10 protein-coding genes are annotated in these 13,024 nt (G+C 27.4%); 5 read left to right on the top strand and 5 right to left on the bottom strand.

Annotation, left to right across the window (positions count from 1 at the left end; all coding sequences use genetic code 11):
• Window positions 1–72: 72 nt before the first annotated feature.
• From AMRN_RS02715 to AMRN_RS02700, 4 genes are read left to right on the top strand one after another with little or no spacing between them, the layout of a single operon-like run.
• Window positions 73–1,635, top strand: coding sequence for a flavocytochrome c (locus tag AMRN_RS02715; RefSeq protein ID WP_228150817.1), 1,563 nt, complete (start codon window positions 73–75; stop codon window positions 1,633–1,635).
• Between the two features lie 9 nt (window positions 1,636–1,644).
• Window positions 1,645–2,070, top strand: a complete 426-nt coding sequence (locus AMRN_RS02710; protein WP_099311001.1) for a cytochrome c3 family protein — start codon at window positions 1,645–1,647, stop codon at window positions 2,068–2,070.
• A 10-nt stretch (window positions 2,071–2,080) separates the two neighbouring features.
• On the top strand, window positions 2,081–2,674 hold the full coding sequence (locus AMRN_RS02705) for a cytochrome c3 family protein (RefSeq protein WP_099311002.1): 594 nt from the start codon (window positions 2,081–2,083) through the stop codon (window positions 2,672–2,674).
• A 46-nt stretch (window positions 2,675–2,720) separates the two neighbouring features.
• Window positions 2,721–4,361 carry an HAL/PAL/TAL family ammonia-lyase gene (locus AMRN_RS02700; protein ID WP_228150818.1) on the top strand — a complete coding sequence of 547 codons (1,641 nt, stop codon included), beginning with the start codon at window positions 2,721–2,723 and terminating at the stop codon, window positions 4,359–4,361.
• A 107-nt stretch (window positions 4,362–4,468) separates the two neighbouring features.
• On the opposite strand, the gene mfd is transcribed toward AMRN_RS02700, so the two are convergent.
• Genes mfd through AMRN_RS02685 form a run of 3 tightly spaced genes read right to left on the bottom strand, consistent with a single transcriptional unit; the run spans window position 4,469 to window position 8,472 of the window.
• Window positions 4,469–7,438 carry a transcription-repair coupling factor gene (gene mfd / locus AMRN_RS02695; protein ID WP_099311003.1) on the bottom strand — a complete coding sequence of 990 codons (2,970 nt, stop codon included), beginning with the start codon at window positions 7,436–7,438 and terminating at the stop codon, window positions 4,469–4,471.
• A 4-nt stretch (window positions 7,439–7,442) separates the two neighbouring features.
• Window positions 7,443–7,757: a hypothetical protein gene (locus AMRN_RS02690; protein WP_099311004.1), complete on the bottom strand. Its 315-nt coding sequence runs from the start codon at window positions 7,755–7,757 to the stop codon at window positions 7,443–7,445.
• A 4-nt stretch (window positions 7,758–7,761) separates the two neighbouring features.
• Window positions 7,762–8,472, bottom strand: coding sequence for a DUF445 domain-containing protein (locus AMRN_RS02685; protein ID WP_099311005.1), 711 nt, complete (start codon window positions 8,470–8,472; stop codon window positions 7,762–7,764).
• A 114-nt stretch (window positions 8,473–8,586) separates the two neighbouring features.
• Here AMRN_RS02685 and olsF point away from each other — a divergent pair, with 114 nt between their 5' ends.
• The gene (olsF, locus tag AMRN_RS02680) at window positions 8,587–10,302 is read left to right on the top strand and encodes a bifunctional ornithine lipid synthase OlsF (protein WP_099311006.1); all 1,716 of its coding nucleotides are present in this window, start codon (window positions 8,587–8,589) and stop codon (window positions 10,300–10,302) included.
• 130 nt (window positions 10,303–10,432) lie between these two features.
• Here the strand turns inward: olsF and AMRN_RS02675 are convergent, their stop codons facing one another.
• Window positions 10,433–12,256 (bottom strand): histidine kinase dimerization/phosphoacceptor domain -containing protein, encoded by a 1,824-nt coding sequence (locus AMRN_RS02675; protein WP_118897350.1) that lies wholly within the window; start codon window positions 12,254–12,256, stop codon window positions 10,433–10,435.
• A complete protein-coding gene (locus AMRN_RS02670) occupies window positions 12,234–12,968 on the bottom strand; it encodes a response regulator (RefSeq protein WP_118897349.1) in 735 nt (244 codons plus the stop codon). The genes AMRN_RS02675 and AMRN_RS02670 overlap by 23 nt, the downstream gene beginning before the upstream one ends.
• Window positions 12,969–13,024: the final 56 nt, after the last annotated feature.

The following is a 13,024-nucleotide window of genomic DNA, read 5'->3' as shown; positions in this document are numbered from 1 at the left end:
AATTTTAGTTATTTTTTAGACCTAGTAGTTTGTTTATAATTGCACTTGACAAAACTTACAAAGGAGTTTATTTTGAAAATTAGTAGAAGAAATTTTGTCAAAAACAGTACTATTTTAAGTGGTATTGCTATGATGGGAATGAAAACAAATTTATTCGCTAATGAAGAAGATATTCAGTGGGATGAAGAATGGGACGTTATTGTTGCCGGTTCTGGTTTTGCTGGATCAGCTGCTTTATGCCAAGCAATAGATTTAGGTGCAAAAACATTAATGATTGATAAAATGCCAGTACTTGGAGGAAACTCAGCAATTAATGGTGGAGCTTTTTCAATTGTAGGATCACCTCAACAAGAAAAAAGAGGAATTAAAGATTCACATGAATTATATGTAAAAGACATCTTTAAAGCAGGACTTGGATTAAACCAAAGAGAATTAGTTGAAGTTATTGCTAAAAATGGTTATGAAGCATATAAATTTACTACAAAAAGAGGAGTGTTTTATAGAGATAATCTAGGACACTTTGGTGGACACTCAGTTCCAAGAACTATTTGGCCAGCAATAAACTCAGGTGGTAAAATTACATTACCTTTACAAGCTTATGGGAAAAAGAATGGTGCAACTATTAGAACAAGAGTTATTTTAGATGACTTAATCTTTGATAAAAGTGGTAAAAAAGTTATTGGTATTAAAGTAAGAGAAAACTATAAATTTAGTTTTGATCCTATGTCTAATGAAGAAGATAACAAATCAGGTATAACAAAATATTATAAAATCAATGGTGGTATTGTTATGGCAACTGGTGGGTTTGCATATGATGTAAACTTTAGACAAAAACTTGATCCTAAACTTACTCCTGATTTAGACTGTACAAATCATTATGGTGCAACTGGTTATGCCCTTAGAATGATGATGAGAAACAATGTTAAAACTAGAGATTTAGGTTGGGTACAACTTGGACCTTGGGGGTCACCTGATGAAAAAGGATTTGGTATTTCTCCTGTGTTTGCTATCCCTGCGTTTGCTTATGGAGTTATGGTTGATGCACGAACTGGTAAAAGATTTGTAAATGAATTAGCAGATAGAAAAGTAAGAGCTGATGCTATTTTAAATATCCATGAAAATCCAGATGGTTCATTAACTCATCCAATTGTATTTTGTGATAGCGTTGGAGCAACAGGAACAAGAAAAGAGAATGTTTACAGAGGTATTCATAAAAAAGTTATTAGAAAATTTGATACATTAAAAGAGTTAGCAAACTTTTATAAAATTCCATATGAGGGATTAAAGAAAACTGTTGATGATTATAATAAATATGTAAAAAATGGAAAAGATGAAGAGATGGATAAACCTTTCTTTAAACTAAGAGGGAAAACTCCAGATATTTCTAAACCTCCATACTATGCATTTAGAGCAATTCCAAAAGTTCACCATACAATGGGTGGAGTTGTAATTGATACAGAAGCTAGAGTATATGGAAAAGATGACAAAGTAATTGAAGGATTATTTGCAGCAGGTGAAGCTGTTGGTGGACCACATGGTGCAAGTAGATTAGGAAGTTGTGCAGTTCCAGACTGTTTAGTATTTGGACGAATTGCTGCAAAAAGTGCTGTTAAGTTATTAAAGCAAAGAGTATAGGAGACAATTATGAAAAAGATTATTATTATAGCAACAATTGCAGTATTTGCTTTTTTGGGAGTTATTGTTTCTGCAAACAGCACTGATTCTAATATTGCAGTAAAAACAAAAATAGATAATGGTGAGTATTCTAAAAAGAATTATCCAATAAAAGTTCATCATGGAAAATTAAGATTTGAGTGTGCAGATTGCCATGGTGATGGAGCAAAAGAATCTTATACAGAATTAACAACAAAAGATTGTTTAGAATGTCATAAAGATTATAAGACATTAGCAGAGAGAACTGAGTATTTAGGATATGATGATAATATTCATGCATCACCACACTATCCAAAAATGGATTGTAACTTATGCCACTCATCACATAAAGAATCACAAAATTATTGTGTAATGTGTCACTCTCAAAATTCTATGAAAAAATTATTAGTGCCATAAGGAGTGTGAAATGAATTTTGATTTTCTAAAAAGTAAAAAAGTTTTATTAACAGTAGCAGGTGCCAGTATTGTACTTGGCTTAATATTTACATTTGGTGGCCATGCTGCTATTAAAGCAACAAGTGATGATAAGTTCTGTGTATCTTGTCATAGCTGGATGGATCCAATGGGTGAATCATACTCTCATGATACACATGGTGGGAACAATCCTCATGGAATAAAAACTAAATGTGTATCTTGCCATCTACCACATGATAGTTTGGCAAATTATCTATTTAAAAAAGGAGTAAATGGGATAGTAGAAGTAACATCAGTAATAATAAACGATCCAAAAGAGATGGATTGGCAAGCTCATAGAGAAAAAAGAGAATCATATGTTTTTGACAGTGGTTGTCTAAGTTGCCATAGTAATATTGAAAAAACACAGAGTCAAAGTCAAGCAGCATCTAGAATGCACACTTTATATACTAAATATAAAGATGCGGACAAAGACCCTTTAAAATGTGCTAGTTGCCACAAAAATGTGGGACATAAAAAGCTAAGTAAAATTTTATATGATAGAACTCATGAGCCAGTTGGTGAATGGGAAGATGATATAAAATAGACTATAATTATAGATGTAAAAGTCTAAACAAAAAAAAGGATATATAATGTCTAAATCAATGTTAATAAAAACAAGTTTAATCGCCTTTGGGATGATTAATGCATTTGCAGCACCAGTAGTTCTTGATGGAAAACACATGTCAAGTGACAAAATTTCACAAGTAGCTAAAGGTGAAAGTATCAAAATCACTAGTGAAGCCATGAAAAGAGTACAAACTTCACATAATGTTTTAATTGAAGCAGCAGAAAGTGGCCATAAAATTTATGGTCTAACTGTTGGAGTTGGACTAAATAAAGATAAAAAAATGGTAAATGCTAATGGTAAATTAAGCCAAGCACTTATTGATGCTTCAAGCAAATTTAACAAAGGATTGATTCATGCTCATTGTGGAGGTGTTGGAGAAGACATTCCAGTAAAAGAAGCAAGAGCTATTTTAGTTACAAGATTAAACAATATGCTATTTGGTGGAACTGGGGTACAAACAAAAGTTGTAAATATGTATAAAACATTTTTAAACAAAAATATTATTCCAACTATGCCATCACAAGGCTCTATGGGTGAAGCTGATATTACAATTTTAGGACACATTGGTCTTGCTATGATTGGTGAGGGTCATGTTTATTATAAAGGTAAAAAAATGCCTACTAAAGAGGCATTTGAAAAAGCTGGTGTTAAAAAAATCTCTTTATTTGGTAAAGATGCATTATCAATTATTAGTTCAAACGCATATTCAGGTGCTTTAGCAGGACTAGCACTTGATGAAATGAAACAATTAGCTAATATTTCTAAATATGTTTATGCTTTAAGTTTAGAAGCATTAAATGGAAATATTGCTCCAATGCATACTGAAACTCAAAAATTAAGACCATTTCCTGGATATGTAGGAGCTGCTAAAAAAATTAATAAAATTTTAGAGGGTAGTTACCTTTGGGAAAAAGATACAACTAGAGCTTTACAAGATCCATTAAGTTATAGAGATGGAGCATATATTCTAGGAACATTAGATACTTCAATTAATAAATTAGATAATTTAATGAAAATTCAATGGAATACATCTGATGACAATCCAGGTGTTGCAATAGGTGCTGTATCAAAATCAGATAGATATCAAGAGAAAAAAGTATATGTAAATGGAAAAGACTTTAAAGGTGCTGTTGTTCCAACTGCAAACTTTGAGCCTATGCCATGGGTAGTTGAATTTGAAGCAAATGCTATTGTATTAGCACATAACTCTTTAGCATCAGCACAAAGATCAAATAAACTATTAAAACCTCAATTTACAAAATTATCAAGATTTTTAGGTACAAAAAATACTGTACATGCATTTGGTGCAATGCAAAAACCATTTGTATCTTTAGCAGCTAAAAACCAAGCTTTAGCTAACCCTATTTCTTTAAACTACTTACCAGTTGCAGGTGATATTGAAGATATTGCAACTAATGCTCCTGAAGTATTAAAAAGAGTTAGAAAACAAATTGACAACTTATATCATATCTATGGTATGGAGTTATTAATTGCATCTCAAGCGATTGATTTAAGATTACAAAAAAATCCTAACTTAAAACTATCAGCAGAGACAGAAAAAATGTATAAAGAGTTTAGAAAAGTTGTAGATTTCTTAGAGTATGACAGACCTTTAACTGATGACTTTAGAAATGCAGCTAAATTCTTAAAAGAGTACAAATAAATTAAAATGCAAGTTTTTTCATCATAGAATCCTAACTATGACAAGAAATTTTTCAAAGTTACACTCCTTGATTTAAGAAGGTTCTTTACAAATGTAAAGAACCTTTTTTATTTTCTCAAATATTGAAGTGTTGCAGATATAATGTCATCATCATCTTTTGAAGATGATTTTATACTTTGTTTTGTATCATCACTTTTTACAAATGTAATATTCATTTCATATGAACTTATTTGTTTTATACCTTTACTTATTGCATAAATCTTAATTAAAATAAGTTCTAGAAACTGCTTTGTAACAATATCAGGCTTACCAAATCTATCTTCCATCTCTTCTTCAATAGAATATACTTCTTCTTTGCTACTTGCTTTACTTAATCTTCTGTATAATTCCAGTCTTACTCTATCTTCACTAATATAATCATTTGAGATATAAGCACTAATTGCAAGTTTGATATCAACATTTTTGTTCTCTTCTTTTGTTTCTCCACTTAAAGCTGCTAATGCATCTTCAAGCATTTTTAAATATAGTCCATACCCTATTTGTTTAATATGTCCACTTTGTGCTTCACCAACAATATTTCCACCACCTCTAATTTCTAAATCTTGATGGGCAAGTGCAGTTCCACTTCCAAGGTATGAATTTGACTCTAAAGCTACAAGTCTTTTTACAGCATCTTGCGTAATTTGCTTTTTATCTTCAACTACATAATAACAAAAACCTTCTTTGTCACTTCGTCCAACTCTTCCTCTTAGTTGGTGTAAATCAGCAATACCAAACCTATCAGCACCATCTATAATTATTGAGTTTGCATTTGGCAAATGAAGTCCTGATTCTACAATTGAAGTAGCTAATAATACATCAAACTCTTTATTCTCAAAAGCATCAATAATTTTTTCTGCATCTAAAGGTTTAATTTTAGAGTGAATAATCTCAACTTTGATATTTGGAACTATTTCTTCAATATCTGCTTTTTTAGCCTCAATTGAAGCGATGTTATTATGAACATAGAAAAGTTGACCACCTCGTCTTTTTTCCCTTAAAATTATCTCTTTTATTAATTTATCACTATACTCTTTAACATAGGTTCTAACTCCTAGTCTTTCATTTGGAGGAGTCAATAAACTACTCATACCTTTTAATTTACTAAGTGCTAAATTTAATGTTCTTGGAATTGGTGTTGCACTCATAGAGAAAATATGAACATCTTCTCTTAATGCTTTTAATTTTTCTTTTTGTTTTACTCCAAACTTATGCTCTTCATCTATTACAACTAAAGCTAGATTTTTTGTTTTTATTCCAAGAAGAGAGTGAGTTCCTAGTACAAACTTTATTTCACCACTTTCTAAACCTTTTTTAATATGATTTTTCTCTTTTGTACTAGTTTTACTATCAAGCTTTGCTATTGTAATTCCAAACTCTTTAAATCTTTTTGAAATACTATGATAATGTTGGGTTGCAAGTAGTGTTGTAGGACAAACAAAAACAGTTTGATAGCCATCTAAAACTGTTGCTAAAATTGCATTCATTGCAACTTCTGTTTTCCCAAATCCCACATCTCCTGAAAGTAATCTATCCATTACTTTTCCACTACTTAAATCTTCAAAAATTTCTTTAATACTTCTTTCTTGATCTTTAGTATAATTAAAACCTGAACTTTTTTGGAAATCTCTTAATACTTGTTTATTTGTATCTATTTTTATTCCATTTATAAGCTCTCTTGTAGCAGCAATTTTTATAATATCATTTGCTATTGCAAAAAGTTTATCTTTAACCTTTTGTTTTAGTTTTGCAAAGCTTCCACGTCCAAGTTTATCAACAACAGCATATGAACTTCCATCAGCAACATATCTATCTATTAAATCAAGATTTTCAACAGGGAGTAAAAGCTTATCATCTCCTGCATACATAACAATAACAAAATCTCTTTTTGCACCCATTACAGTTACAGGTTCTATTCCATGATATTTACCAATACCATGTTTTTCATGAACTACAAAATCACCCTCTTGAAGTTCATCAAGTACAAGTTTTACTCTTTTCTTTCTTCGTTTTTTAACCTCTTTGTTTAATGAAATTACTATTTGCTCATCACCAACAATGTTTATAATATATGGTTTTATTACATAATTAATAGAAGAATCATAAAGATCTAAATCAAAACTTTTTATTTTTGCTTCTGTTGATGAGATAATAGTAACTTTTTTGCCCTCATGAAAGCTAATAAACTCTTTTATATTTGCTACGTCAATCTCTTTATAATCTCTTGATTGAGTAACTTGAGGAGTTTGTAAAAACTTCTCTTTAGCAACTCTTTTTTCTTCAAAAACATAAACTTCTTCTAATTCATCTAAAGCTTCAATTGTTATATAAGTATTCATATTTTGAGGTAAATATTCACCTAGGTCATTTAAATACCAAAAACCTAAAGAGTGTATATCTTTTATAAATGCATCTGATTCTACTTTTTGAACTTCCTCATTTAACTCTTCAAAAGTCTGTTCATCTAAGGCTAAAAAAGCAGGATTAATTGAAAAACTCTCAATCTCTTCTTTAAAAGATTTTTGATCTTCAATATCAAACTTTCTAATACTTTCAATCTCATCATCAAATAAAGAGATTCTATAACCTATATCACTTCCAAGAGGGCATATATCTACAATATCACCTCTAATTGAAACTTCTGATTGACTTGTAACTATATCTACAAAATAATAACCCCAATTATAAAGTTTTGATTTAAACTCTTCAAGATTTAAAGTATCAGCAAAACTAATATTAAAGCTATCAAAGCACTTTTCTTTAGGCATGGGAAAAGATATTGTTCTAATAGGAGAGATTAATATTTTATTTTTTTTCTTATAATTATAAAAACCATTTAAAGCTTTTGTAATATCTTGTAACTCTTCACTAAAAGACAATAAATCATCTTTGAAATTTGCTCTAAAATCTGCTAGAACAAAAGGTTCATAACCAAAAAAAGATGCTATATCTGATGCTATTTGTGCTTGTTTATCATTATTTACAACTAATAATTGACAATTATTTTTTTTTGTAAAAAAGTCAAATATATTTTTCATATATTTACTTTACTTCATTAAATTCATTTGTAGTTTTATCAAATTTATAAGCTTGCCATGGCATATCACCAATTTGAAAAATCATTCCACAAGTTTCAAACTCAACTTTTGAAAGTCCTTTTCTAAATATTTCTAAAATATATGCTTTTGTAGAAAAAGTACCTGTAGTGCTTTTACCTGAATATGCAAATTTTTCACCTTCAACTATTTTAAAACCCTCTTTTGTCACATGTTTTTCAAAAATATCTTGATTTTGCAAACCTTTTAACTCTAATACTACTAATACTTCTAATTCTTCTTGTTCTTGTTTTTCTTCCATAATTCTATCCTACTAAAATCGTTGTTATAAATCCAATTAATCCACCAAAAACAGCTCCCCAAACAACTAACCAACCAAGATGCTCTTTAATCATCTTTTGAACTATTTGTTTTACCATTTTAGGAGTTAATTCATCTAATCTTTTATTTACGATATTACTAACTTTTTCATGAATATCTTCACTTACATCTTTACTACTTAAACTTGCATGTAAAGCCTCTTGAAAACTCTCATTTTGTGAAATACTAATAATTGAACTTTGTAGTTTTTCAATAAATGATTCTTTTAAAGGTTCTAATGCTTGTTCACCACCGAACATTCCTAACATTCCACCAAAAGAAGAGTTCATAACTGCTTCTTTTAAAGACTCAAAAGCAGGTGTAAAATCAGTCTTATATAAGATACTTGATAAATCAAAGTTAGATTTTTTACTTGCAACTTCATCTTCAAAAAATTTATTTAAATTATCTTTTGTAAAAAATTCATTCATTATTAATGAATGAATTCCACTTTTAAACTCTTCAAATCTATTCTCAACTACACCACTTCCATATAAAAAAGGCACCCTTTCAAATAACATATGAACAGCAATTGCATTTGTAACAGCTCCACTAAAAGCAAATAATCCAATCATTAATAAACTATCATTATTTATTAAATAAGCTATTACTACTAGTAACAATGCTAAAAAATTTGAGATAAAAGATTTATTCATTAATCCTTCCTTCTATTTTCCGCGATTTTAACATAATTTTACTCAAAAAAAAGAAAGTAACTTTTTGTAACTTAGTTGTAACTGTGATTTTATAGACTTTTACAAAGGATTATAATGGTTAATGTAGAAGAAGAAATCTTAAAAAAGTTCCCAAAAATTAAGCAAAAAGGAAACTTTTTAAGCAATTCAGTTTTAAAAATTGCAAAAAAAATTGTTCATGAAGAGCATATAAATGAGTTTCTTACAAAAAATTCACACTTAATTGGCTTTGAATTTGTTGATGCAGTTTTAGATTATTTTGATTTTGACTATACGGTATCTAGTAATAATTTACAAAATATTCCAACAAGTGGAAAAGTTGTAATTATCGCAAATCATCCGTTAGGAGGTCTTGATGCCCTTTGTTTACTAAAACTTGTAGGAAGTGTAAGGCATGATGTAAAAATCGTAGCAAATGATTTCCTTGCGGGAATAGAAGCTTTAAAACCTCTTATGATTCCAATTGACAATTATAAAAAAAGACAATCAAAAAGTGATATTAAAGCAGCATATGAAGCTTTAAATAAAGAAGAAGCAATAATTATCTTTCCAGCAGGTGAAGTTAGTCGAGCAAGTGCAAAAGGTATTAGTGATCCAAATTGGAGTAAGGGTTTTTTAAATTTTGCACAAAATGCAAATGCTGCGATTTTACCCATTTTTATTGATGGAAAAAACTCAAAAGTTTTTTATACAATGTCAATAATAAACAAAACCTTTTCAACTCTTTTACTTTCCCATGAGATGTTTAAAAGCAAATCTAAAAATATAAATATTAAAATTGGAGAAATAATTCCAAGTGAAAATATTATTCCAAAAGGAATAAATAAAAGATTTTTAGTAAATTTATATAAAAAACACCTTTATTCACTAAAAAAGAAAAAAAGAAAATCTTTTTTTATTACACAAAAAGCAATAGCTCATCCACAAAAAAAAGAGGATATTATAGAAGAGCTTAAAAGCGCAAAACTAATAGGAAATACAAAAGATGGTAAAAGAATCTACTTATATGATTATAATGAAGACTCAACTGTTTTAAAAGAGTTAGGAAGATTAAGAGAGCTTAGTTTTAGAAAAGTTGGTGAGGGAATAAATAAAAAAAGAGATACTGATAAATATGATATTTATTATAGACATATAATTCTTTGGGATGAGAATGATTTAGAAATAGTAGGTTCATACAGAATTGGTGATGGAGACTTTATAAATAAAAACCTAGGAGTTAAAGGATTTTATTCAAATAGTTTATTTAAATATAAAAATGATTTCTCACCTTATTTAAAAAACTCCATAGAACTTGGAAGAAGTTTTGTTCAACCAAAATATTGGGGAACAAGGGCATTAGATTATTTATGGTATGGAATTGGTGCATATTTAAAACAAAATCCTTATATAAAATATATGTTTGGACCTGTGTCTATTTCAGGCTCTTTTCCTCAAGTTGCAAAAGATATGTTGATTTTTTATTATTGGCATTACTTTGGCATAGACAAAAATATTATAGAGCCTAGACTTACTTATCAATACTCTACAAATGTTCAAGATATAAAAGAGATTTTTTTATTAAATGATAGAAAAAAAGATTTCAAAATTTTAAAATCATCTTTAAATAATATGGGGGTTACTATACCTACACTATTTAAACAATACAGTGAAGTTTGTGAAGATGGTGGTGTAAAGTTTTTAGGTTTCAATGTTGATCCTGATTTTAGTAATTGTGTTGATGGATTTATTTTAGTAGAAATAAATAAGCTTAAAGAGGCGCAAAGAAAAAGATATATAACAAATGAATGAAATATCATTTTTTCGTGCTTTTTCATATGTATAATTACACTCCTTATGTGTGCAAATATGAGCAATCATATTTGATTTGATAAAGCAGAATATTGATTTTAAATATTCTGCTATCAAATTTTATTATAAGCTATAGTTGTATTTTTATAATAAATTTTGCACCATTATCATATTCATATTTTACTTGCCCAAATAATTGATATTTTACAATTGAAAAAACAAGTTTTAATCCCAAAGTATCATCACAAATTTCATCAAAATCTTTTTTTAAACCACAACCATTATCTTTTACTATTATTACTAAATCACTACTCTTTTTATTTATAGTAATATCTAATTTTGCATTATCATTATTATTAAAAGCATATTTATATGAGTTCGTTATTAACTCATTTAAAACTAAACCACAGGGCATTGCTTTTTCTATATTTAATTTTATTTTATTTACTACAATATTAGTTTTAACTTTTTTTTCAATATCATAAGAAGAAGATATAACTTCAATTAAATCAATCACATACTCATCAAAAAATATATCATTAATATTTGATGATTCATAAAGTTTTCTATGCAAAAGCTCCATTGTAAAAATTCTTTCTTGAATATCTATAAGTACTTTTTTGGTTTTTTCATCTTTAACCTCTTCTTCTTGTAACTCAATTAGTCCAATTGTTAAAGCTAAGTTATTTTTAACTCTATGATGTATCTCTTTTAAAAGTAGCTCTTTTTCTTCTAAAGATTTTGTTATTTCTTTTGTTTTCTCTTCAACTTTTTTATCTAAAGTTTTAATACTATTTTCAAAAAAATCAAGCATAGAATCAAATGCTTGGCCTAAAATACCTATGTCATCTTCATCTTTTACATTACATCTAATATTTTTCTTTCCTTGATTTACTTGTATTGCTGTTTTTGTAACTTTTTCAATATTTTTCAATATTCTTTTTATAAATAATAAAATTATAAAAAAACTTAATCCAACTGCAATTAAGGTCTCAGTTAATAAAAAAGTTATTCCCACATTATTCTTTTTATCAATATCTTCTTTATCAATAGTATGAGCTAATAAAAAGTATCTATTCTCTTTTATATTAGTATTTAATTTAATTATCCAAGTTAATACTTTCGTATTATTTATTTCATGTTCAATTGGGATATTCTCTTTTGAATTTAAAATTTGTTCTAAACTCAAACTACCTGTTGGAATATTTTTTACATTTGAGAGTAAACTTAGTGTATATCTACTCTTTTTTTCTTTATCTTTTTTAGTATATAAAACTTGTTTATTATTTTTCACAATACTTGGATTTAGCCAAAAAAGAGCTGTTTTTGAACTACTTAAACTTGCATCATATAATAACTTAGTATCAATATACTCTTTTAAATTTTTTTCAAAACTCCAATGATTAGGATTTAAATCTTGTTTAGAACAAATAAGAGATACTATTTTATCTTGATTTTTAATTTTGTAATTGTATATATATACAGTTTTATTTCTAAAGGATTTACTTTGTTCATTTATATTTTTTTCAATCCACTTATTAAATATTTTTATACTATTATAACTTGAATTTATATTAATTAAACGATAAGAACACCTACTTATTATTTTATTTTTATCTAAAAAATCTAATATTTTTTTATCTTCTAATAAAATAGTACTTGAGTTTATTTTTTCTAATTCATTTTTAATTTTTTCTTTGTTTAATTTTACTTCTAAATCAGTTTGCATTTGCAATGATTTTCCAGTAACTTGGAATTGTACTTTTGTTAATTGAAGAGTTTTTGATACATAATCTATTACTTCTTTTTTATTTTTATCTTGAATCTTTGGTAAGATAAGTATTGCTCTAAATATTGAAAAGATTATAATAAAAACAAAAAAAGATAAAATAATTTTTGAAGTAAAAGATAAATGCTTTAAACTTAATATGTCAAATATTTTTTTTAATAACATTTACCCTATAACCTTCTTCATATAGATTTTCAAAAGGATTAAAACCTAATTTATTTTTCAATCTATATATTAATGATCTTAATTTAGACAAATCATAAACATCTTCTCTCCATATAAAATTGAAAATAGTATCAAAGTTTATCACTTTCCCCGCTTCTTTTGTTAATATATAAAAAAGTTTTTTTTCATTTTTTGTTAATTTGATGATATTATCATCAATAAATAATTCACAAGTTGTTTTATTATATTTTATATTTTCTTTTAAATATAAAAAATCGTTTTCTTTGTTTTTAAATACTTTTTTATTCTTAAAAAAGTATTGATGCTTATGCATTGCTGTATTAATTGCAACTTTTAACTCTTCATTTCTACAAGGTTTTATCAAATAAGCATAAGGCTCTGCCTCCATTGCTTCACTTAAAATTTTATCGTTGTAATATGAAGTAAGAAAAATAATAGGAATATTAAAATTCTTCCAAAGATAATTTGCTACTTCAATTCCTGTTTTTGATGAATTTAAATTTATGTCAACAATAGCAAGATCAGGATAATTATTTTGTGCATATAAAATCGCATCATTTGGAGAAGTTGCAATATTACTCACATTAAGTCCAAATTTTTTTAATTTTAATTTCATAGCCATTGCCAAGATTGGTTCATCTTCGACTATTAATACATCATACTCTTTATTTATAATTAAATTGCTAGACAATACAAACCTTTACCTATAATTTTGATAATCATATTCAGTATTGTATACTAACAAAT

The organism is Malaciobacter marinus (genome assembly GCF_003544855.1).
Lineage (GTDB): Bacteria > Campylobacterota > Campylobacteria > Campylobacterales > Arcobacteraceae > Malaciobacter > Malaciobacter marinus.
This window is presented reverse-complemented; position numbering and strand designations above follow the sequence as displayed.

What these genes read in the sequence shown, in the direction of transcription:
- AMRN_RS02710 (WP_099311001.1), top strand. Translation starts at nt 1,645, where the DNA reads ATGAAAAAGATTATTATTATAGCAACAATTGCAGTATTTGCTTTTTTG.
- AMRN_RS02705 (WP_099311002.1), top strand. Translation starts at nt 2,081, where the DNA reads ATGAATTTTGATTTTCTAAAAAGTAAAAAAGTTTTATTAACAGTAGCA.
- AMRN_RS02700 (WP_228150818.1), top strand. Translation starts at nt 2,721, where the DNA reads ATGTCTAAATCAATGTTAATAAAAACAAGTTTAATCGCCTTTGGGATG.
- mfd (WP_099311003.1), bottom strand. Translation starts at nt 7,438, where the DNA reads ATGAAAAATATATTTGACTTTTTTACAAAAAAAAATAATTGTCAATTA.
- AMRN_RS02690 (WP_099311004.1), bottom strand. Translation starts at nt 7,757, where the DNA reads ATGGAAGAAAAACAAGAACAAGAAGAATTAGAAGTATTAGTAGTATTA.
- AMRN_RS02685 (WP_099311005.1), bottom strand. Translation starts at nt 8,472, where the DNA reads ATGAATAAATCTTTTATCTCAAATTTTTTAGCATTGTTACTAGTAGTA.
- olsF (WP_099311006.1), top strand. Translation starts at nt 8,587, where the DNA reads ATGGTTAATGTAGAAGAAGAAATCTTAAAAAAGTTCCCAAAAATTAAG.
- AMRN_RS02675 (WP_118897350.1), bottom strand. Translation starts at nt 12,256, where the DNA reads ATGTTATTAAAAAAAATATTTGACATATTAAGTTTAAAGCATTTATCT.